14 protein-coding genes are annotated in these 21,789 nt (G+C 64.9%); 7 read left to right on the forward strand and 7 right to left on the reverse strand.

Translation table 11 applies throughout. From position 1 onward, the window contains the following. Positions 1-36: 36 nt before the first annotated feature. Positions 37-4,026 carry a DNA translocase FtsK gene (locus FFS45_RS42735; RefSeq protein ID WP_137954440.1) on the reverse strand — a complete coding sequence of 1,330 codons (3,990 nt, stop codon included), beginning with the start codon at positions 4,024-4,026 and terminating at the stop codon, positions 37-39. A 186-nt stretch (positions 4,027-4,212) separates the two neighbouring features. Beyond that, positions 4,213-4,680, reverse strand: coding sequence for an META domain-containing protein (locus FFS45_RS09805; protein WP_137954576.1), 468 nt, complete (start codon positions 4,678-4,680; stop codon positions 4,213-4,215). Between the two features lie 354 nt (positions 4,681-5,034). On the opposite strand from FFS45_RS09805, the gene purT reads away from it, so the two are divergent. The 6 genes from purT (at position 5,035) to FFS45_RS09835 (ending at position 12,280) form a co-directional block, all read left to right on the forward strand. Continuing rightward, positions 5,035-6,249 (forward strand): formate-dependent phosphoribosylglycinamide formyltransferase, encoded by a 1,215-nt coding sequence (gene purT / locus FFS45_RS09810; RefSeq protein WP_137954441.1) that lies wholly within the window; start codon positions 5,035-5,037, stop codon positions 6,247-6,249. Positions 6,250-6,293: 44 nt separating this feature from the next. Then, the gene (locus FFS45_RS09815; protein WP_137954442.1) at positions 6,294-6,506 is read left to right on the forward strand and encodes a DUF6726 family protein; all 213 of its coding nucleotides are present in this window, start codon (positions 6,294-6,296) and stop codon (positions 6,504-6,506) included. A gap of 12 nt (positions 6,507-6,518) precedes the next feature. Beyond that, positions 6,519-6,887: an MliC family protein gene (locus tag FFS45_RS09820; RefSeq protein WP_137954443.1), complete on the forward strand. Its 369-nt coding sequence runs from the start codon at positions 6,519-6,521 to the stop codon at positions 6,885-6,887. A 310-nt stretch (positions 6,888-7,197) separates the two neighbouring features. After that, the gene (locus FFS45_RS09825) at positions 7,198-8,850 is read left to right on the forward strand and encodes an acetolactate synthase large subunit (RefSeq protein WP_137954444.1); all 1,653 of its coding nucleotides are present in this window, start codon (positions 7,198-7,200) and stop codon (positions 8,848-8,850) included. 149 nt (positions 8,851-8,999) lie between these two features. Then, positions 9,000-10,436 carry an aldehyde dehydrogenase family protein gene (locus tag FFS45_RS09830; RefSeq protein ID WP_137954445.1) on the forward strand — a complete coding sequence of 479 codons (1,437 nt, stop codon included), beginning with the start codon at positions 9,000-9,002 and terminating at the stop codon, positions 10,434-10,436. A 368-nt stretch (positions 10,437-10,804) separates the two neighbouring features. Then, entirely contained in the window at positions 10,805-12,280 is a 1,476-nt protein-coding gene (locus FFS45_RS09835; protein WP_137954446.1) for a DEAD/DEAH box helicase, read from the forward strand. Positions 12,281-12,846: 566 nt separating this feature from the next. Here the strand turns inward: FFS45_RS09835 and FFS45_RS09840 are convergent. The 4 genes from FFS45_RS09840 to FFS45_RS09855 all read right to left on the reverse strand — a co-directional run bounded on the left by FFS45_RS09840 (position 12,847) and on the right by FFS45_RS09855 (position 16,895). Continuing rightward, positions 12,847-13,728 carry an urease accessory protein UreD gene (locus tag FFS45_RS09840; RefSeq protein WP_137954447.1) on the reverse strand — a complete coding sequence of 294 codons (882 nt, stop codon included), beginning with the start codon at positions 13,726-13,728 and terminating at the stop codon, positions 12,847-12,849. Between the two features lie 308 nt (positions 13,729-14,036). Beyond that, positions 14,037-14,729 carry an urea ABC transporter ATP-binding subunit UrtE gene (gene urtE / locus FFS45_RS09845; RefSeq protein ID WP_137954448.1) on the reverse strand — a complete coding sequence of 231 codons (693 nt, stop codon included), beginning with the start codon at positions 14,727-14,729 and terminating at the stop codon, positions 14,037-14,039. Positions 14,730-15,085: 356 nt separating this feature from the next. Beyond that, complete coding sequence (gluQRS, locus tag FFS45_RS09850; protein ID WP_137954449.1) at positions 15,086-16,030, reverse strand: tRNA glutamyl-Q(34) synthetase GluQRS; 945 nt, start codon at positions 16,028-16,030, stop codon at positions 15,086-15,088. 1 nt (position 16,031) lies between these two features. Further along, complete coding sequence (locus tag FFS45_RS09855; protein ID WP_137954450.1) at positions 16,032-16,895, reverse strand: sulfurtransferase; 864 nt, start codon at positions 16,893-16,895, stop codon at positions 16,032-16,034. A gap of 301 nt (positions 16,896-17,196) precedes the next feature. Here FFS45_RS09855 and dnaE point away from each other — a divergent pair, with 301 nt between their 5' ends. After that, positions 17,197-20,772: a DNA polymerase III subunit alpha gene (gene dnaE / locus FFS45_RS09860; RefSeq protein ID WP_137954451.1), complete on the forward strand. Its 3,576-nt coding sequence runs from the start codon at positions 17,197-17,199 to the stop codon at positions 20,770-20,772. A gap of 28 nt (positions 20,773-20,800) precedes the next feature. Here the strand turns inward: dnaE and FFS45_RS09865 are convergent, their stop codons facing one another. After that, entirely contained in the window at positions 20,801-21,559 is a 759-nt protein-coding gene (locus tag FFS45_RS09865) for a glycosyltransferase family 2 protein (RefSeq protein WP_137954452.1), read from the reverse strand. Positions 21,560-21,789: the final 230 nt, after the last annotated feature.

Below are 21,789 nucleotides of genomic sequence, written 5' to 3' on the forward strand. Positions count from 1 at the left end.
TTCCGAGGCCCGTTTCATTGAAGCGGTGGCCGCCGCTTACTCTGCGGGTCCAGGCGCAAGCACTTCACGGCTGCCGTTGATGCCCATTGAGGACACCAGGCCCGCGGTCTCCATCTGCTCCACGAGGCGCGCCGCGCGGTTGTAGCCGATGCGCAATTGCCGCTGCACCGACGAGATCGACGCGCGCCGCGTGCGCACCACGAAGGCAACGGCCTCGTCGTAGAGCGGGTCGGCCTCGGCATCGGGCGCGTCGCCGAACAGGTCCTGGGTCGCGCCTTCGCTGGCGGGGCCGTCGAGAATCCCTTCCTCGTATTGCGGCTCGCCGAACTGCTTCAGGTACTCGACGATCCGGTGCACTTCCTCGTCGGCGACGAACGCGCCGTGCACGCGCTGCGGGTACCCGGTGCCCGGCGGCAGGAACAGCATGTCGCCCTGGCCGAGCAGCGATTCGGCGCCCATCTGGTCGAGAATCGTGCGCGAGTCGATCTTCGAGGACACCTGGAAGGCGACCCGGGTCGGGATGTTAGCCTTGATCAGACCGGTGATGACGTCGACCGATGGACGCTGCGTCGCAAGGATCAGGTGGATGCCGGCCGCACGGGCCTTCTGTGCGAGACGCGCGATCAGCTCTTCGATCTTCTTGCCGGCCACCATCATCAGGTCGGCCAGCTCGTCGATCACGACCACGATCAGCGGCAGCGTGGCAAGCGGCTCCGGTGCTTCCGGCGTCAGCGAGAACGGATTGCCGAGCTTCTTGCCGGCCGCTTCGGCATCGCGGATTTTCTGGTTGAAGCCCGCGAGATTGCGCACACCCACTGCCGACATCAGCCGGTAGCGCTTCTCCATTTCGCCGACGCACCAGTTGAGCGCGTTGGCGGCGAGCTTCATGTCGGTGACGACCGGCGCGAGCAGATGCGGAATCCCTTCGTAGACCGACAGTTCGAGCATCTTCGGGTCGATCATGATGAGACGCACGTCCTCGGGCGTCGCCTTGTAGAGCAGCGAGACGATCATCGCGTTGATCGCCACCGACTTGCCCGAGCCGGTCGTGCCGGCCACCAGCATGTGCGGCGCCTTGGCCAGGTCGGCGACGACGGGATGGCCGGTGATGTCCTTGCCCATTGCGAGCGTGAGCATCGAGTGCGAGTGCTGGTAGACGTTGGCTTCGAGGATTTCCGACAGGCGGATCGTCTGCCGCTTGGCGTTCGGCAATTCGAGGCCCATGCAGGTCTTGCCGGGAATCGTTTCGACTACGCGGATCGAGGTGAGGCCGAGGCCGCGCGAGAGGTCCTTCATCAGGCCGACGATCTGGCTGCCGCGCACGCCGAGTGCGGGTTCGACTTCAAAGCGCGTGATCACCGGGCCGGCGGAGGCGCCTACCACGGTCACCGGCACCTTGAACTCCTGCAGGCGCTGTTCGATCAGCAGGCCGGTTTCGGCGAGCCGTTCTTCGGAGACGGGTTCGATGTTCGTGTCGGCGCGTGCGAGCAGGTCGAGGGTCGGCAGTTCGACCATCGATGCCGCCGGCGCGTGGAATTCGAACACGGTCGGCGCGTGGCCGCGCACCGGCGCGCGCGGAGCGACCGGTTCGTTCGCCGGTTCGCTGCGCGGCAGGGCGAGTGCAGCGGGGGCGGCGAGGGTATCGACGGGAGTGCGTTCGTCGATGAATTCGTCGTTGTCGGGTTCGTCGGACTCGTCGTGTGCCGGGTGAACGGCTGTGCTTTCGGTACGCGGGTCGTCGAGGGCGTCGCCGGAGTCCCAGGGAGCAGGCTCGTGGCGCTCGACGGCTGGCTTGAACGGGGCCGCCGTATCGTGTGGCGCTTGATTTGCCACGTTCGCCGCGGCGAAGCCGGGGAAGCGGACAACGTTCGATGGGGCAGGGGCCGTCGCAATGTCGGGGGCCTGCGCCGGCGTCGGCGCGCTTGCCAGTGTGGGTGCTGTAGACACAGGCGCAGGCGCGGGCACTGACGCGATGGGTTCTGCCTGAATGGGCGCTATAGGTGTCGCCGGCGGCGATGCGGCGCGAAGCGCAGCGGCAGCATCAATCGCCGTTTCCCACGGCACCAGTGCCTTGTCGATAATCACTTCAGCCGCAGGCGCGTGCGTCACGCCGGTTGCTGCTTGTGTCGCGTTCTGCACGAGGCTTGCAGAGACCGCCGCGGCTGGTTCGGCATGTGTCGCGATGATCGGAGCGGCCCCGGCTTCGGTTTCAATTGCCGGGCTTGCAACATCGAGCGTGGCCGCCTGCCCGACCGGATCGTGGTGGGGCAGGGGGGCGTCATGTGCTGCTGAAACCGCAGTGGCGTGGGGCGGTTCGATGTCGCGCGGCCAATCTGGCGCTGCCTCAGCGGCGGGCTGCGTTGCGCTCACTGCCGGCGTATTTGCCGCGACCTGTTCGAGCGGGTCTCCCGCAGCGAAATGCGTTGCCGTGGGCGGCATGATCGGCCAGTTTACCGTCTCGGCAGTCTCGGCAGTCTCGGTGTGTGCGGTGTGTGCGGTGTGTGCGGTGTGTGCGGCCGGTGCCGCCGGTGCGGCAGGCGCGGCCGGTACAAGCGCGGCGGCCTCGCCAGCAGGCTCTGCGTCGGCGGGAGTAACAGGCGCTTCAGGCAGCGCGGGCGCCCCGGTTGCGGCAGTCGGGCCAACCGGCTGCGCTGCGTCCGGCGATGCCGACGTATCGTTTGCCAGTTTGACCGTCTCGGCGCCGCTGCGTCGAGCGAGGCTCGCGCCCGCGATCGTAGTCCAGCGCGCCGCATTCTCTTCGATGTTGCGCAAGGTTTCCTGCACGCTGGCGGGCGGGTTGACGTGCTGAGTCGTTGCCGCCGGACGGGAAAAACTCGGCGGCTGTACACGTTGAGGCGCACCAGGGCGCCGGGGCGTAACCGCTGCGGCGCTCGCTGGCGGACGTGCCTGTGCTGTGGCGTTGGCGGGCCGTGGCGTTTGCATCGTCGCCGGCGTCGCCTTCGGTGAGGGCGGTGCGGCATGGCGCGCTACGCCCGGAGGAGAACTCGCCACAGCCGGACCCTGACGCGGCGGCATCGGTTGAATCGACGGCGTGCGTTGAGCGTTCGTCATGGCGCCCGTCGGCGCTGCGCCGGGCATGCCCCGGCTCGGAATCAGTCCTTTCGACGCCGCAGCGGCTTCACTCGCACCCGCAGCGGCGGCGGAGATGGCTGCGGCCCCGCGCGCCGGTGACGGCGACGGCACGCGCAACCATTCCGCTGGTGCGACCGGTTCAGCAGGCGCCCACGGCGCAGGTTTATCCAGAGGCGTGCCGGACTTTTGCGCCGGTGCCGCAGTGCCGCCGGCGCGCCGAACCGGCGTGCCGGCCCGCATCCGTCCATCATTCTCAGGTACAGCCGCCGGGGATCGCGACGGCTGCGTCCGCGTCTGCCAGCTTGCGTTGCCCGTCGCCGCGCCCGTGCGCGAATCGCCTGCAAAGGCATCCTTCGCGCCTGTCGCACCCGCCAGGCCGGCAGCGCCAGCAGCACCCGCACCCGCCGCGCCACGCGTCGCAGCCGGCGGCCGCCAAACGGTCGGACGCGCGTAGCGGCCCTTGCTCTTCGGGGCCATCGTGTTGGCCGGAGTCGACGCGTAGGCCGGCAGCGTGTCGTCGACGCTGCTGCGCCGGCGCGCCTCCTCATCACGCTTTGCGGGCCCGCGGGCGAGGCCCAAGCCGAAGGCGCCATCGGCCCACATGGCGACGCCGCTCCAGCGAAACTCGAGCAGCCACGGCAGGCTCAGGAGCAGCAGCGCGAGCATCACGAGCGGCGTGCCGATATGGCCGAGCAGCCGGCCCAGACCGGCCGCGAGCGCATGCCCGAGGCCGTCGACGCCCGCGATGCCGACCAGCGAAGCCTCCAGCGTGCAACTTGCCGCAAGGACGCAGATAAAGCCGAGCCACAGGCGGATCGTGCCGGGCCCGCGCAGGCCGACGCCGCCTGGCAGCACAGACTTCACGAGACGCCACAAAAGAGGAATGAACCAGACGGCCGACCCGCCGAACCAGCCGAAAACTACCGTGTGCATGCTAGACATCAACGAATGACGGATCCGCGAAAACGCAATCCGTCGAGTTTAAACCGGCAAAGCGTAACGCTTTGAAGACAGGCGCGCGAGAATTTGCGCCTGATTGAAAAACCGCCCGGTGAGCGGCCCGGACGGAACGGCCGGCGCGGGCTGCGGCGATGCTCGGGCAGCCGGCCGTCCGCTTGCTCATGGTGCGTGCCGCGCGAAGGTCAGCGTGTCGCCGTCCTCGAGAATCAACTGCATCTCCTGCGGCGCGCGCATTTGCACGCCGGTGCGGTCGATGTGCGCCAGCGCGTCGAGATAGGCGCCTTCGATCTCGCCGCCCGGCGTCGGGCAGGCCATGCGCGTGCCGGCCAGCGGGCCGAAGCTCAGCTTGCCGTCTTTCAGTCCGTATGTGCCCATGTAGCGGTTGCATCCGGAGAAGCCGCTGGCGCGGCGCTGGCCGGAGGCCGTCGAGAGGGCCAGCGTGATGCCGCTGGGGACATCGCGCAACGTGCCGTCCGCCTGCTTCCAGCTTGTGAGATCCCACGCCGTGTCGTCCAGCAATTGGGTTGCCGCCGGGTTGAACGGGTCGGGCGGCGGCGCCTTGTCATCCGGATGGGTCGGCATCGAGCAGGCGGCCAGCAGCGTGGCGACGCCCAGCGCGGCGAGCATGGTGCGGGCGTGCGTGCGCAACTGCGCAGCGCGCGGCGCAAAGCGGTCCGCAAGGCGCGCAGCACGGGGCGAGCGGGGCGCACGGGGCGCACGGGGCGCAAGAACCGCGGCAATCGCGGTGGCACGGACGGTGGCGCCGGCTGCAACACGCGCTGCAACGAGACGCGCAACACGTCGCGCTGGAGACGTTGGGAACATGGCGTCGATCCTCTTCAAACTGACGAAGGCGTAAGGGTAACGCACTCAGGTTGCCGCACGCGAGCGCTCACTGCGCGACGCCCGGTGCAGAGGTTGCGCATGTTAACATTGCTGATCTACCCATTCCATCTCATCCGACATTTTTCTGGAGACCCCATGCAGATCGGCCAACGGATCGGCACCCCGCTTTCGAACTCGGCCACGCGCGTCATGCTGCTGGGAGCGGGCGAGCTGGGCAAGGAAGTGATCATCGCGTTGCAGCGCCTCGGCGTGGAAGTGATCGCGGTCGACCGTTATCCGAACGCGCCGGGTCATCAGGTCGCGCACCGAGCCCACGTGATCGACATGACCGACCGTGCGGCTTTGCGCGCGCTCGTCGAACTGGAGCGGCCGGATCTGATCGTGCCGGAGATCGAAGCCATTGCGACCGATGCGCTCGCCGCCATCGAGTCCGACCGTCTTGCGGAGGTCATCCCCACCGCACGCGCCACGCAATTGACCATGAACCGCGAAGGCATCCGGCGCCTCGCTGCGGAAGAACTCGGCTTGCCGACTTCGCCGTACGCGTTCGCCGATTCGCTCGAGGAACTGAAGGCCGGCATCGCCAAGGTCGGTTATCCGTGCGTCGTAAAACCGGTGATGTCGTCCTCGGGCAAGGGCCAGTCGGTATTGAAGAGCGAGGCCGACGTCGAACCGGCCTGGCAGTACGCGATGGCCGGTGGCCGCGTCAATCATGGCCGGGTGATCGTCGAAGGCTTTATCGACTTCGAGTACGAAATTACCCAATTGACGGTGCGCGCAATCGACCCGGCCTCGGCTGACACGAGCACTTACTTCTGCGATCCGATCGGCCATGTGCAGGTCGCCGGCGACTACGTCGAATCGTGGCAGCCGCAGCCGATGAGCCCGCTCGCGCTCGAGCGTTCGCGCGAAATCGCCCACAAGGTGACTGCGGCGCTCGGCGGGCGAGGGCTGTTCGGCGTGGAACTTTTCGTGCGCGGCGATGACGTATGGTTTTCGGAGGTGAGTCCGCGTCCGCACGACACGGGTCTCGTCACGCTGTGCTCGCAACGTTTTTCAGAGTTCGAACTGCACGCGCGCGCGATTCTCGGTTTGCCGGTGGATACGTCGCTGCGCTCGCCTGGGGCGTCGGCGGTGATCTACGGCGGGCTGGACGAGGCCGCCATCGCATTTGAAGGCGTGGCCACTGCGCTGGCCGTGCCGGAGGCCGATCTGCGGCTGTTCGGCAAGCCCGAGAGCTTCGTCAAGCGCCGCATGGGCGTGGCGCTTGCCACCGGCGCGGACACCGGCGAGGCGCGTGCGCGGGCCAAGCAGGCGGCCGCGGCGGTGCGTCCGGTCTCGACGCAGTAAGCTTTGCGCGAGGCGTTGCCGCATTAATAGCAGGAGTCGTACCCATGAAGTCGGACACCCGCAAGATTGTGTGGCTTCGCAAGCCAGCTCGCCTTGGAGCGCTGGGCGTGCTGGTGGTCCTGTGCGCCGGGTTGGCCGGCTGCGGCCTTGCCGCCGCACCGTGCCGCGTCGCTTCAGCCGGATTGAAGATTGTGCCGGTGGTCGGCCACGTGGCGGCCGCGCCGACGGACGCGTGCGCCGATGCGATCGATCCATAGGCGAGGAACCGGATGAAAACATGGCTCGTGGCGCTAACAGGTTTGCTGGGCATGGCCGCGGCAATCTCCGGCGCGTGGGCCGCGCCTTTGCGCCTTGCTGAAATTCAGACGAAAGACCGCCAGACCCACAAATACACCTGTGCTACCGGCAAGATCCTGCAGGTCACTTACTGGAATGCCGCCAACGGGCAGAGCTTTGCGCTTGTGCCCGTCAAGGGACAGCCTATGCTGTTCGTCAACACGCTCTCCGCTTCCGGCGCGAAGTACCAGGCCGGCAGCTACACATGGTGGACCAAGGGGCCGCGCGCAGACCTGTACGATGCGACGGCGGGTGAGAATGCGCCGCCGGTTCTGTCCGACTGCGTGACGATAGTACGGTAGGCCGTCGGTGGTAGGCGGTCGGCGTGGCCGCCGGGCCACCGTCAGCCGCACCGTCAGCCACACCGCCCGCGCAGTCAGGCATCCAGACCGCCTCCCGGCCGCCGCGCCGATCCCCGCCCTCTTCATGCCGCATCGCCGCACAACGGCCGGCCTTGCCCATTTGCGAGCAGTTTTTTCTCCCAGGTAGTAAGCTGTTCGACGCGGCTACCGCTTTGCGCGTGGCCGCGCGTGTCATCGTCTTCGATCTTCCGTTCCCGGATCCCACTGCGTGGGCGTGCCGTCCGCGCTCGTTCGTCAAGCGAGACTCTCAATGAAAGCATCGGATCTGTTCGTCAAGTCGCTGGAAGCTGAAGGTGTCGAGTATGTGTTCGGCATTCCAGGGGAAGAAAATCTCGATCTCCTCGAGTCGCTGCGCCGCTCCAAAGTCAAGCTGGTTCTCACGCGCCACGAGCAGGCCGCCGGTTTCATGGCGGCAACCTATGGGCGTCTCACCGGCCGCACCGGGGTGTGCCTGTCGACGCTCGGGCCGGGTGCGACGAACTTAGTCACCGCTGCCGCCTACGCGCAACTGGGCGGCATGCCGATGTTGATGGTCACCGGTCAGAAGCCGATCAAGACCAGCAAGCAGGGGCACTTCCAGATTGTCGACGTGGTGCGGATGATGGAGCCGCTCACCAAGTACACGCGGCAGATCGTCTCGATAGGCAATATCCCGGCCCTGGTGCGCGAGGCGTTCCGTCAGGCCGAGGAAGAGCGGCCCGGTGCGACTCATCTGGAACTGCCTGAGGACGTCGCCGACGAAGAGGGCGACGGCAAGCCGATTCCCAAGAGCTATAGCCGCCGGCCGGTGGCCGAGGAGAAGGCGATTGCGCGGGCCGTGGAGGCGATCACCCACGCGAGGCATCCGCTCCTGATGATCGGTGCGGGCGGCAATCGCAAGACCACCACCAAGATGCTGCGCGAGTTCGTGGACCAGATCGGCATTCCGTTCTTCACGACGCAGATGGGCAAGGGCGTGATCGACGAATCGCATCCCATGTGGCTCGGCAACGCCACGCTGTCCGACGGCGATTTCGTGCATCGCGCCATCGACCACGCGGACTGCATCATCAATGTGGGTCACGACGTGATCGAGAAGCCGCCGTTCTTCATGCGCGGCGCCGACTCGGGCGAGAAGACCGTGATTCACGTGAATTTTCTCGGCGCCGAAGTCGATCCGGTGTATTTCCCGCAGATCGAAGTGGTTGGCGACATCGCCAATGCGGTGTGGCAACTGAAAGAGAGCCTGAAACAGCGGCAGGAGCACTGGGACTTTTCGCGCTTCAAGGAGATCAAGCAGCACTTCGAAGAGCATCTCGTCAAAGGTCAGCTCGACGCGCGCTTTCCGATGTACCCGGTGCGGATCGTCAACGATGTCTACGAAACGACGCCGGTGGACGGCATCGTGTGTCTGGACAACGGCATGTACAAGATCTGGTTCGCGCGCTACTACCGTGCGCATGAGCCGAATTCGCTGCTGCTCGACAACGCCCTGGCGTCGATGGGGGCCGGCCTACCCTCGGCGATCGCGACCAAGATCGTGCACCCGGACCGCAAGGTCATGGCCGTGTGCGGCGACGGCGGTTTCATGATGAATTCGCAGGAGCTCGAAACGGCGGTGCGTCTGAAGCTCGACCTGGTGGTGCTGATCCTGCGTGACGACGCCTTCGGCATGATCCGCTGGAAGCAGGAGAACATGAATTTCCCCGACTACGGGATGACGCTGAAAAATCCCGATTTCGTTGCCTACGCACAGAGCTATGGGGCGCAGGGCCATCGCATTTCATCGGCGGACGAATTTGCACCGCTCCTGCGTGAATGCTTCGCCACGCCGGGTGTGCACGTGATCGATCTGCCGATCGACTATTCCGACAACGAGCGTGTGCTTAACCGTGAGATCAAGCGCCTGAGCGCGCAACTGTGAGCCCCGCCCTGTGACGCCCGCCGGGGCATGCGGCTTGCCGCATGTGGCCGGTTTCGACGGGTTGCTGCCGGTGCTGCCGGGTGCTACCGGGTGCTACCGGTTGGAAGAGGGAAGTGGCTTGGACCAGACCGCATCAAGGAGAACGTGTCATGTTGCAAAAGACTTACCCGTACTACCTCGCGAATGTTGCCGTGGCGGCCAACACCGATCTCGAAGTCACCGACAAGTTCACCGGCGAGGTGGCCACGCGCGTTGCGATGGCCGACGCCGCCGCGATCGACAAGGCGATCGGCTACGCCGTCGAGGCGATGCCCGCCATGCGCGAGTATCCGCCGTTCAAGCGCCAGGCGGTGCTCGAACACTGCGTGAGCCGGTTCCGCGAGCGCTACGACGAACTGGCGATGGCGCTATGCATCGAAGCCGGCAAGCCGATCAACGATTCGCGCGGCGAAGTCACGCGGCTGATCGATACCTTCAAGGTGGCGGCGGAAGAGGCGGTGCGCATCGACGGCGAGATCATCAATCTGGAGATTTCGCCGCGCGCCAAGGGCTATCACGGCTACGTGAAGCGCGTGCCGATCGGGCCCTGCTCATTCATCTCGCCGTTCAATTTTCCGCTCAACCTGACCGCCCACAAGGTGGCGCCGGCGCTGGCCGTGGGCGTGCCGTTCGTGCTGAAGCCGGCCAGCCGCACGCCAGTCGGGGCGCTGATCATGGGCGAGATTCTCGCGGAAACGGACCTGCCCAAGGGCGCGTTTTCGATCCTGCCGGCCCACCGCGACGGCGCCGACCTGTTCACCACCGACGAGCGCTTCAAGCTGCTGTCGTTTACCGGTTCGCCGGCGGTAGGCTGGGATCTGAAGAAAAAGGCCGGCAAGAAGAAGGTGATTCTGGAGCTGGGCGGCAACGCGGCGGCGATCGTCGACGGCGACCAGGGCGGCAAGCTCGATTACGTAGTCGACCGGCTCGCGTTCGGCGCGTTCTATCAGTCGGGGCAAAGCTGTATCGGCGTGCAGCGGATCCTGGTGCATGCGGGCATCTACGACGCGCTGCGCGACAAGCTGATTGCGAAGACCCGCTCGCTGATCATGGGCGATCCGAAGCAAGAGAAGACCTTTGTTGGGCCGATGATCTCCGAGTCGGAGTCGAAGCGTCTGGCCGGCTGGATGGAAAGCGCGGTGCTCGACGGCGCGCAGATCGTGGCGGGCGGCAAGGTGGAAGGTGCGATGTTCGAGGCGACGCTGCTCGAAAACGTGAAGCGCGATTCGGACCTGTACCGCAAGGAAGCGTTCGGTCCCGTGGCGATTCTGGAGCGCTTCGACGACTTCGGCGCGGCGCTTGAAGCCGTCAACAATAGCGACTTTGGCCTGCAGGCCGGCGTGTTTACCGATTCGCTCGCTCATGCCCATCAGGCATGGGACCGGCTCGACGTGGGCGGGGTGGTGATCAACGACGTGCCGTCGTTCCGGGTGGACAACATGCCGTATGGCGGCGTCAAGGACTCCGGGCTGGGACGCGAAGGCATCCGCTACGCGATCGAGGATATGACCGAAAGCCGGCTGATGGTGATGCGCGAAACCTGGTGAGCGCCGCCTCGCGGATTTTAATGGGGGACGGCCCGCCGCCGGTGGCGGCCGCCGTCCTGGCGGGCTGTCACAGGACTGTCGTCTGCGTACCCTAGTCTGTGCGGGCCTGTGGCGGGTCCGGCCGCCCTGGCGCCTGTCTTTGCGCGGTGTAAGCAGAAAGCGGACGGGGGCGCCATGAGTGTTTTTGCTGAAGTGCTACAATACCGCCCTTTCCGGCGGGTGTTTCCGTCGGCCGGAGCCGGCTGCGTCCTTCCCTGACTAAATCGGGTACCGTGCGGCACGCCGTGGCTCCGCTTCATCCTGATGCCCTCCGCGGCCCCGGCCGCAGCCGCGCCCCCCGCGCAGGCGCATTTTTAGCGAAAGCCACCATGTCCGACACAGCCGTCACGCCTACTACCGCGACCTTTGACCAGTTTGGCCTTGCGCCCGACATCCTGAAAGCCATTGCGGAGCAGGGCTACACGACGCCTACGCCGATCCAGGTGCAGGCGATTCCTGTCGTGCTGGCGGGTCGCGACGTCATGGGCGCCGCGCAGACCGGCACTGGCAAGACCGCGAGCTTTTCGCTGCCGATCATCCAGCGCCTGCTGCCGAATGCGAACACCAGCGCCTCGCCGGCGCGTCACCCGGTGCGCGCCCTGATCCTCACCCCGACCCGCGAACTGGCCGATCAGGTTGCCGCCAACGTGCACGCTTACGCCAAGCATACGGCGCTGCGCAGCGCGGTGGTGTTCGGCGGCGTGGATATGAATCCGCAGTCCGAGCAACTGCGCCGCGGCGTCGAGATTCTGATCGCCACGCCGGGCCGTCTGCTTGACCACGTGCAGCAGAAGACGGCCAATCTGGGCCAGGTGCAGATGCTGGTGCTCGATGAAGCCGACCGGATGCTCGATATGGGCTTCCTGCCGGATCTGCAGCGCATCCTGAACCTGCTGCCGAAGGAACGTCAGACCTTGCTGTTCTCCGCGACGTTCTCGGGGGAAATCAAGAAACTGGCGGCCACGTATCTGCGCAATCCGCAGACCATCGAGGTGGCGCGCAGCAATTCGACGGCCACCAATGTCACGCAGACGGTTTATGAAGTGGCTGAGGGTGACAAGACCGGTGCGGTGGTGCAACTGATTCGCGAGCGCGGTCTGAAGCAGGTGATCGTGTTCTGCAACAGCAAGATCGGCGCGAGCCGCCTCGCGCGTAGTCTGGAACGTGATGGCGTGGTGGCGACTGCGATTCACGGCGATCGTACCCAGAACGAGCGTATGCAGGCGCTGGATGCTTTTAAGCGCGGCGAGATCGAGGCGCTGGTGGCGACCGATGTTGCTGCGCGTGGGCTGGATATTGCTGAGCTCCCGGCTGTGATTAACTTCGACCTGCCGTTCAATGCCGAAGATTATGTGCACCGGATTGGGCGCACCGGGCGTGCCGGGGCTTCGGGGGATGCGCTTTCCCTGTATAGCCCGAATGAGAAGAAGCAGCTTGCCGATATCGAGAAGCTGATCAAGCGGCCGCTTGATGTGCAACGGCTGACTGTTGATTTGCCTGTGCGGCATCATCATGAAGAGCGTGGCCCGCGGCGGGAGCGTGAAGAGCGTGGTGCGCGGCGGCGCGCGGGTTCTTCTTCTGGTTCTTCGGGTTCTGCGTCGTCGTTTGAGCGGTCGCATCATCATCGGCAAGCGCCCGTCGATGATTTCTTCTTTAAGCCCTATGAGCCTTCGCCTTCCTCTGCTCGCAAGGTCGATGAAGCGGATGAGGTCGCTGCTGCGCAGAAGCCGGCTTCCAAGCAGCCTTTGGCTGCACTGCTTGGTGGGTTTGGGATGCCCAGGAAGAGCACTTCTTCTTCGTCGTAGTTTTTGGGGTTTTTGCCTGCGGGGCGGTTTTTGTTGTTGTGCCTGTTGTGTTGGCCTTTCCTTGTTTTGTTATCGGTTTATTAGCGTTGCCCCTGTGCGGGGCGGCACCTACTTTTCTTTGCCGCCGCAAAGAAAAGTAGGCAAAAGAAAGCGGGCTCACACCGCCAGCTCTTAGGTGTCCACCTCTTGAATCAACCCGGAGTGGTCCGAGACAAGATCGTCTCTCGTACCTCCCCCGTCAGTGACAAAGGACTCATTCATCCCGTGAGCGCACTTCGTGCGCCACGGTACGGTTCACTCTCTTAGCCCCTTGCTCATTTGTATCGAGTCGGCAGCATCGCGAACTTATGCTGTCTGGGGTGCGTCGGGTGCGTCGGGTGCGTCGGGTGCGTCGGGTGCGTCGGGTACGTCGGGTACGGCGGGTACGGCGGGTACGGCGGGTACGGCGGGTACGGCGGGCGCGTCGGGTACGGCGCTGCGGCGAGTGCAGCGTGTGGGGCGCGTATGGTGGGTGCTTCAGAAATGCGGTTCCGGCGTAGTCGGCGCGTTGTGCGTCTCGCTGCTTTTCAGGTTGTCCATATTCGTAGCGGTACTGCGTCGGCGCCGTGCACGGCTGGACGCAGTTTTAGCCAGCAGTCGGTCAGCGCGCGTTGCAGCAACTCCATCGAACGTGCGACGGCACGAATCAGAACGACGCCCGGCGTGACGCAGGTGGCGGCTGCTCGCAGGGCATCGTTGAACGGGAGTTCGGCGCCGAGCGTTTCCGCGAGCACGTCGTCGCAAGCGGGGCCCACTGCCCATAAGGTGCCGAAGGCGGGAAAGTTTGCGAGACCTTGCGGCGCTTCGCGCAGCGGATCGGCGGCGCCAAGGTTGGCGCGTTCGAGCCATAGCAATTGCCCAGTAGGCCCCACGATGCGCGAGATCGTGCGCAGTGAGCCGGCAGACCAGCGCTCGCCGGCTGCCTGGCGGCCGAGCTGGGTGGTGTCCCAGCCGAGCGCGGTGGCGCCTTCGGCCATCGAGAGCGTGAACTCAAGCGTAGCGTTGGCGTGATCGAAGATGATGTTGTTCTGCGGTAGCCAGTCGAGCTTCGCATGAGCGCCAACGCGTATGCTGACTTGCTGCAGCGCGGCGCGCCCGTTCGATTTGTACCACTTGGTCGCGCCAGGTGTGGTGAGCACGGCGTGCGTGCCGGCCTCGAGTGCTACATCGATATGAAGCTGGTCGCCGCCAGCGACGCCGCCTGGCGGATGCACGATCACCGCATGACAGATCGCCTGACCCTCGGGGTAGAGCGGACGCTGCACGCGCAGCGGGCCGTCATGCAGACGATGCGCAAGGGTAGTGCGTGCCCCCTGCTTCGCGAAGCCGAGTTCGAGCCTGGCGCGCCATTGTGCGTGCGCAGCAGATTGCGCAGTGGCGAGCGTGATGTGATTTTCATGAAGCGACATGCGGGTGTACTGAATGAGGCTGCATATGACGGCTGCTTAATGGTTGCATCGCGCGTGGCCCTGGCGCTCGCGATACAGCGAACCCGCCTGCAGCGACGCTCTGCATGGGGTAGGGATGTGGCGAGAATAGCATGCAGCACGCGCATGACGCGAAGGGTGCCGCTCGCGGTGCGTGGACAGGCGAGGTTGGTGGCGCAGCGGATTGGTGATTGAAGCGCGCAGCAATCGCGGCGGCTAGCCGCTTTGCACACCACCTGCCGCATATGGCTCGCCTGCGCCTGGGTGCGCAAATACGTGTGTTGCCGTGTTTATACGGCGATGAGGGCGCGAACGCCGTCAGCATCCATGTTGGCGCCTTCGCCTCCGGCGACGACTTCGCCGCGGCTCATGACCCAGTATCGGTCAGCGATGGCCTTTGCGAAATCGTAGTACTGCTCGACGAGGAGCACGGTGAGGCCCATTTCCTCGACGAGTTGACGCAGTGTCCGGCCGATGTCCTGGATGATGGAAGGTTGAATGCCTTCGGTGGGTTCATCGAGGATGAGGAGTTGCGGATCGCTCATGAGGGCGCGGCCGATGGCGAGTTGCTGCTGCTGCCCGCCCGACAGATCGCCGCCGCGGCGGCTGCGCATGTCTTTGAGGACAGGGAATAGCTCGTAGATACGGTCGGGGATTTTGGCGGGAGCTTTTTTGCTGGCGGCGCCGACGAGCAGATTCTCTTCGACCGTTAGGCGCGGGAAGATGTCGCGGCCCTGCGGGACGTAGGCGAGGCCGTTGGCTACCCGGGCATAGGTCGGGAGTTTTGTTAGTGGCGTGCCACGCCAGGCTATGTTGCCGCTTTTTGTTGGGACTACGCCCATCAGGCAACGGAGCAGGGTTGTTTTGCCTACGCCATTGCGGCCTAGTAATACCGTTAGCTTGCCGTCCGGTACCGTTAACTTCACGTCGCGGAGGATGTGGCTGCCGCCGTAGTACTGGTTTAGGTGGTCTACTTCTAGCATTTTGCTTGTTTCCTAGGATTCGTTTGTACTTGCCGTGCGGTTCTCTTTGCCTGCGGCGCTTTGTTGTTTGGTTGTTCTTATGGTGTTGGCCTTTCCTTGTTTTGTTATCGGTTTATTAGCGTTGCCCCTGTGCGGGGCGGCACCTACTTTTCTTTGCCGCCGCAAAGAAAAGTAGGCAAAAGAAAGCGGGCTCACACCGCCAGCTCGTAGGTGTCCGCCCCTTGATGTAACCCGGAGTGGTCCGAGACGAGATCCTCTCTCGCCTAGTCCCCCGTCAGTGACACAGCAGTCATCCGCTCCAGCGCGCGCTTCGCGCCGCCGTTGGGTCGTTCTTCCCTCCGGTTCCTGCTTTTGGGCTATTGCGCTGTTGTTGTGCGCAACTTCTCGATTCGTTTCGTCCACGCCGTGGTCGCCGCGTCGTAGAACCCTTTCAGTGTCTCGTGGGGAGTGGGGCTCATCTCCAGTTTCAGGTGCTCCGCCGCTGCGTACAGTGCTTCCAGCGGTCGGGTCGCGTCCAGCGCCGTTGCGCCCGTCTGCTTGCTTAACTTCTCGCCCACCTTGTTCGTTACCACCGGCACATGCATGTATGTGGGTGTGGCTACGCCCAGGCAGCGTTGCAGGTAGATCTGCCGCTCCGTCGAGTCCAATAGGTCCGCGCCTCGCACAATGTGCGTGATCCCCGCGTCTGCGTCATCTACCACCACCGCCAGTTGATACGCCCACTGGTCGTCCGCTCGCCTCAGCACGAAGTCGCCTACCTCCGTCGCTAAATTCTGCGTTTGCGTGCCCTGCCAGCGGTCGTCGAATGTGATCGTTGCGCTTTTCGCGGTCGCTTCTGTCGCGCCTTGCGCGGTATCCCCCGCTGTATCCCCGTCCGGTACGCGCAGCCGCCACGCGCGTGCAGGTTTGCCATGCAGGCCGTCGCGGCATGTGCCCGGGTATGCAAGCGTTGTGTTGCGGGCGTGCGCGTTGAGCAGGGAGTCGCTGATCTCTTTGCGCGTGCAGCCGCATGGATACACGAGGCCCGCGCCTCGTAGCTGTTCCAGCGCCTCCTGGTAGCGCGCTGTGCGCTCGCTTTGCCATAGGGGTGGTTCGTCCGCGTGCAGGCCGAACTGGTCGAGCGTCGCCAGAATGTCCTCGGCTGCGCCCGGGACCGTGCGTGGGCCGTCAATGTCCTCGATTCTCACCAGCCACACGCCTCCGTGGGCGCGTGCGTCCAGCCAGCTCGCGAGCGCGCTCACCAGCGAGCCGAAATGCAACGGTCCAGTAGGCGAGGGGGCGAAGCGGCCTCGGTATGTCATCTCACGCCGCACGCGCGGCGTTGCGCTCCGGATGGCATTCCGGGCACGTTTTGCCGGGCACGTACAGCGGCGACTGCTGGGCCTCCGGGCTCACCACGGCGCGGCAGCCGAAGCATTGTGCCGTTGCGGTCGGTTTCAGTTCCGGGTCCAGCGCCGTGCGGTAGTCGAACACGAAGCACTCGCCGTGGTAATGGGCGCCGCCCACTTCCTCGAAATACTTCAGGATGCCGCCTTCGAGCTGGTACACGTTCTCGATGCCCACTTCCTTCATGTGGATCGCCGCCTTTTCGCAACGAATCCCGCCCGTGCAGAACGATACGACCGTCTTGCCTTCCAGGTCCGCACGGTTCTGTTCGATCACCGCCGGAAACTCGCTGAATTTGTTGATCCGGTAGTCGAGCGCGTCGTCGAACGTGCCTACGTCCACTTCAAACGCGTTGCGCGTGTCCAGCATTACCACCGGGCGGCCCGCGTCGTCGTGGCCGCGGTCGAGCCAGGCCTTCAGCGTGGGTGCGTCCACGGACGGCGCGCGGCCCAGTTCCGGGCGGATCGCCGGCTTCTTCATGGTGATGATCTCGCGCTTGAGCTTCACCAGCATGCGGCGGAACGGCTGCTTCTCCGACAGGCTTTCCTTGAACTGCAGGTTCGCGAACTTGCCTTCGAACAGCGGATCGTGACGGATGTAGTCGATAAACGCGTTTGCCGCTTCCGGCGCGCCCGCGACGAACAGGTTGATGCCCTCCGGCGCGAGCAGGATCGTGCCGCGCAGGCCCAGTGCGTTGCAGCGCTCGGTAACGAGCGGACGCCACTCGGCAGTGGTTTCGATGGTCGCGAATTGATAGGCGGCGAGATTGACGATACTCATGATGGTCCAGCGGTAAAGTGGCCCGGCGGCGCTGCAAATGGCACGGGCGGCAGCAAGGGCCGCGTGCGTGGCGCGGCCACGGCAAATGGGGCGAAACCCGTATTATCCCTCAACCGGCCGGATTGCCCGAGTCGGCCGCATGGCTATTGCGTTGCGGCAGCGCAAGGCAAGCGTGATTTGGCTTGCCCGGCCCGCCCCGCAGGGCTCACGCAAGCGGCCCCGGCTACGTCCGCTGGCCACCCCCTGGCCGGATGGCTAACCCGTCCGTTTCGTCTCAATTCTTCGGGAGGGTGGGGTTACAATAACGCCCATGTCAGATCCCCGCTTCGTTCATCTCCGCGTTCACTCCGAATTCTCGATTGCCGACGGCATCGTGCGCCTTGACGACATTGTCGCGGCCGCGGCCAAAGACGGTCAGGGCGCGCTCGCGCTCACCGACCTCGGCAACGCCTTCGGCCTCGTCCGTTTCTACAAGGAAGCCCGTGGCAAAGGGGTCAAACCCATTGCCGGATGCGACATCTGGATCACCAATCCGGATGATCGCGACAAGCCTTCGCGCTTGCTGCTGCTGGTTAAAGACAAGCGCGGCTATCTGAATCTGTGCGAGCTGCTGACCAAGGCGTGGCTCACCAATCAATATCGCGGTCGTGCCGAAGTCGAAGCGGGCTGGCTTGAAACCGGCCTTGGCGAAGGGCTGCTCGCGCTGTCCGGCGCGCAGACCGGCGACATCGGCATGGCGCTCGCGGCCGGTAACGAGGAAGCGGCCAAACGCAATGCGCAGCATTGGGCCAAGGTCTTCCCCAACGCCTTTTACATCGAGTTGCAGCGCTGCGGCCAGCCGGGCGGCGAAGCCTATGTGCAGCAGGCAGTCGCGCTCGCGGCCTCGCTGAAACTGCCGGTGGTCGCCACCCACCCGTTGCAGTTCATGACGCCGGACGACTTCACCGCGCACGAAGCGCGCGTGTGTATCTCGGAAGGCGACATGCTCGCCAATCCGCGCCGTCAGAAGCGCTTCACAACCGAGCAGTATTTCCGCTCGCAAGACGAAATGGCCGCGCTGTTCGCGGACATTCCCTCCGCGCTCGCCAATACAGTTGAAATCGCCCGGCGCTGCAATCTGACGCTCGAACTCGGCAAGCCCAAGCTGCCGCTGTTCCCAACGCCGGATGGCATGTCGCTAGACGACTATCTGGTGCATCTGTCAAAAGAGGGGCTGGAAAAGCGCCTCGAACAGTTGTACCCGAACGAGGCGGAGCGCGACGCACAGCGCGAGACGTACTACAAGCGCCTCGAATTCGAGTGCGGCACGATCATCAAGATGGGCTTCCCGGGCTACTTCCTGATCGTGGCGGACTTCATCAACTGGGCCAAGAACAACGGCGTGCCGGTGGGGCCGGGCCGGGGTTCGGGCGCGGGGTCGCTCGTCGCGTATGCGCTTGGCGTGACCGATCTCGACCCGCTGCGCTACAACCTGCTGTTCGAACGTTTCCTGAATCCGGAACGGGTGTCGATGCCTGACTTCGACATCGACTTTTGCCAGCACGGGCGCGATCGCGTCATTCAGTACGTGAAGGACAAGTACGGCGCGGACGCGGTGTCGCAGATCGCCACGTTCGGCACCATGGCGGCGAAGGCGGCTGTGCGCGACATCGGCCGTGTGCTCGATCTCGGCTACATGTTCACGGACGGCGTCGCCAAGCTGATTCCGTTCAAGCCCGGCAAGCACGTCACCATTGCCGACGCGATGAAGGAAGAGCCGCTCCTGCAGGAGCGTTTCGACAACGAAGACGAAGTGCATCAGTTGCTCGAACTCGCGCAGCGCGTCGAGGGCCTGACGCGTAACGTCGGCATGCACGCGGGCGGCGTGCTGATCGCTCCTGGCAAGCTGACCGATTTCTGTCCGCTGTATACGCAGGGCGACGAGAGCGGTGTGGTCAGCCAGTACGACAAGGACGACGTGGAAGCGGTCGGCCTCGTCAAGTTCGACTTTCTGGGCCTGACCACGCTCACCATTCTCGACTGGGCCGAGCGCTATATCCGCAGGCTCGATCCGTCGAAGCAGGACTGGTCGCTCGCGCAAGTGCCGCTCGACGACCCGTCGTCGTTCACGATCCTCAAGAAGGCCAATACGGTCGCCGTGTTCCAGCTGGAAAGCCGCGGCATGCAAGGCATGCTGAAAGACGCCCAGCCTGACCGCTTCGAGGACATCATCGCGCTGGTGGCGTTGTACCGTCCAGGCCCGATGGACCTGATCCCGAGCTTCTGTGCGCGTAAGCACGGCCGCGAGGTGGTCGAGTATCCCGATCCGCGCGTCGAGCCCATCCTGAAAGAGACCTACGGCATCATGGTCTACCAGGAGCAGGTGATGCAGATGGCGCAGATCATCGGCGGCTACTCGCTGGGCGGCGCTGACTTGCTGCGCCGCGCGATGGGTAAGAAGAAGGCCGAGGAAATGGCCCAGCATCGCGAGCTGTTCCGCCAGGGCGCCGCGACGAACGGGCTCACCGCCGAGAAGGCCGACGAAATCTTCGACTTGATGGAGAAGTTCGCCGGCTACGGCTTCAACAAGTCGCACGCGGCCGCCTATGCACTGCTCGCGTATCACACCGCATGGCTGAAGGCGCACCATCCGGCCGAATTCATGGCAGCGAATATGTCGCTCGCCATGGACGATACCGACAAGGTCAAGATCCTGTTCGAAGACTGCATCACGAACAAGATGGCCGTGTTGCCGCCGGACATCAACCTGTCCGCGTATCGCTTCGAACCGGTGGCGGAAGCCGACGGCAAGCGTTCGAAGACGATTCGCTACGGTCTTGGCGCCATCAAGGGCAGCGGCCAGAACGCGATCGAAGAAATCCTGCGCGCCCGCGAAGAAGGTCCGTTTGTTGACCTGTTCGATTTCTGCAACCGCATCGACCGCCGCGTGGTCAATCGCCGGACCATCGAAGCGCTGATCCGCGCCGGTGCGTTCGATGCACTGCATGCGAATCGCGCGCAGTTGATCGCGTCGGTTTCGCTCGCCATGGAAGCCGCCGACCAGGCGAGCGCCAACGCGATGCAGGCGGGCCTCTTCGATATGGGCGACGCGCCGTCGCAAGGCCATGAACTGGTCGACGAACCCGAGTGGCCGGAAAAGAAGAAGCTTCAGGAAGAGAAGGGCGCGCTTGGCTTCTACCTCTCGGGCCATCTGTTCGACGCTTACAAGGACGAAGTGCGCCGCTTTGCGCGCCAGAAGATCGGCGAGTTGAAGGAAGGGCGCGACAAGCTGATCGCCGGCGTGATCGCCTCGCTGCGCACGCAGATGACCCAGCGCGGCAAGATGCTGATTGCGCTGCTCGACGACGGCACCGGTCAATGCGAAGTGACGGTTTTCAACGAGACGTTCGAGGCCCACAAGCAGCTCTTCAAGGAAGATGAACTGCTGGTCGTGCAGGGCCAGGCACGTAACGATGCGTTTACCGGCGGCATCCGCTTTACGGTCGACACCGTGATGGACCTCGGCCGCGCCCGTTGCCGCTACGCCGAAGCCGTCAAGGTGCAGATGAACGGCAACGCCGATGCGCTCGCGCTGCGTCGTGTGCTGGAGGCGCACAGCGCCGGTGCCGACGAGCCGCAAGCTGCGCAGGCGCCTGCCGCGCCGGCCCGCGGTGGCGGTGGTGGAGGCCGCAGCGGCGGTTTCGGCGGCGGCGACGGCGGGCGTCAGCGCCAGGCGGTGCAGATTCCGAACGGGCTCGCGGTGCAGATCGTCTATCGCAGCGAGAATGCAGAAGGTGAAGTGCGCCTCGGCGACGCCTGGCGCGTGAAGCCCACTGACGAACTGCTTGCGGCGTTGCGTGGCGAGTTCGCCGGTAGTTCGATCGAAATCGTGTATTAGGGGATACGGCGCCGGCCCGGCGCCGCTCTTACCGCTCGCGTGCGCTCAGGCGCGCGAGCTTCAGGAACCGGTAGTAGACCGTTTCCGCATTGAACACCGCGATCATGAAGCCGGCGCGTCCGTCGAGAAAGCCGCGCCGCAGCACGTACGTGCGGACGAACGCCCACAGCCCACGTCCCAGCGCCTTGCCGAAACTGCCGCTTTTGCCCGCAGCATGACGTTGCTGCGCGCCGGCTGTCGAATACGCGTCGAGCTTGCGCAGTACGGTTTCGAAGTCCTCGTAAGAGTAGTGCATCAGCTTGCCGGAGAGCCGCTGCGCCGGGGTATCGAACACCAGCCGTTCGTGCACGAGATCGTCCGAGAAGCGTGCGGCGCCGCGCCTGAAAAGACGCGGAATCCAGTCCGGATACCAGCCGCTATGGTGGATCCAGTGGCCGCAGAAGCTCGACAGGCGGTCGACGGCGTAGACCTCGGCGGCCGGCGCGGCGATTGCGGCGCGGATTGCCGCGGCAAGCTCCGGCGTGACGACTTCGTCGGCATCAATGGAAAGGATCCAGTCGGTGTCGAGCGCGTCGAGCGCGCGGTTCTTTTGCGGTCCGAAACCGGGCCAGTCGGCCTGCTGCAGCACCCGGGCGCCGTGCGCGCGGGCTATTTCGACGGTGCCGTCGGTGCTGCCGCCGTCGATTACGACAATCGCATCCGCGAACGCCACGGCGCTGAGGCATTCGGCGAGGCGCGCCGCCGCGTTCCTGGTGATGAGGGCGACGCCGAGGGTGGTTTCTTTCATGCCGGAATAGCGGGGAAGGTGCGGGGTCGGAAAAACGCGTCGCGCAAGTATACACAGCGCACAGCGCGAGGCCGGGTTATCTCTGCTGGCGGGCGCGGGCGCGGGCGCGGGCGCGGGCGTTGGCTTGGCAACCTGTGGCAGCCTGACCCGGCGAAATGCCTGCGGCCAGCACGGATACCCAGGCGGGTTGCCGCGCCCTTGATGAAAGCCGGTTGTCAGCGAGGTGTTGG

This window comes from Burkholderia sp. 4M9327F10, assembly GCF_005503145.1.
Lineage (GTDB): Bacteria > Pseudomonadota > Gammaproteobacteria > Burkholderiales > Burkholderiaceae > Paraburkholderia.

Excerpts from the sequence above, each read along its gene's own strand:
- purT (WP_137954441.1), top strand. The coding sequence starts at position 5,035 with ATGCAGATCGGCCAACGGATCGGCACCCCGCTTTCGAACTCGGCCACG.
- gluQRS (WP_137954449.1), bottom strand. The coding sequence starts at position 16,030 with ATGACATACCGAGGCCGCTTCGCCCCCTCGCCTACTGGACCGTTGCAT.
- FFS45_RS09865 (WP_137954452.1), bottom strand. The coding sequence starts at position 21,559 with ATGAAAGAAACCACCCTCGGCGTCGCCCTCATCACCAGGAACGCGGCG.
- FFS45_RS42735 (WP_137954440.1), bottom strand. The coding sequence starts at position 4,026 with ATGCACACGGTAGTTTTCGGCTGGTTCGGCGGGTCGGCCGTCTGGTTC.
- FFS45_RS09825 (WP_137954444.1), top strand. The coding sequence starts at position 7,198 with ATGAAAGCATCGGATCTGTTCGTCAAGTCGCTGGAAGCTGAAGGTGTC.
- FFS45_RS09840 (WP_137954447.1), bottom strand. The coding sequence starts at position 13,728 with ATGTCGCTTCATGAAAATCACATCACGCTCGCCACTGCGCAATCTGCT.
- FFS45_RS09835 (WP_137954446.1), top strand. The coding sequence starts at position 10,805 with ATGTCCGACACAGCCGTCACGCCTACTACCGCGACCTTTGACCAGTTT.
- urtE (WP_137954448.1), bottom strand. The coding sequence starts at position 14,729 with ATGCTAGAAGTAGACCACCTAAACCAGTACTACGGCGGCAGCCACATC.
- FFS45_RS09830 (WP_137954445.1), top strand. The coding sequence starts at position 9,000 with ATGTTGCAAAAGACTTACCCGTACTACCTCGCGAATGTTGCCGTGGCG.
- FFS45_RS09820 (WP_137954443.1), top strand. The coding sequence starts at position 6,519 with ATGAAAACATGGCTCGTGGCGCTAACAGGTTTGCTGGGCATGGCCGCG.
- FFS45_RS09815 (WP_137954442.1), top strand. The coding sequence starts at position 6,294 with ATGAAGTCGGACACCCGCAAGATTGTGTGGCTTCGCAAGCCAGCTCGC.
- FFS45_RS09855 (WP_137954450.1), bottom strand. The coding sequence starts at position 16,895 with ATGAGTATCGTCAATCTCGCCGCCTATCAATTCGCGACCATCGAAACC.
- FFS45_RS09805 (WP_137954576.1), bottom strand. The coding sequence starts at position 4,680 with ATGCTCGCCGCGCTGGGCGTCGCCACGCTGCTGGCCGCCTGCTCGATG.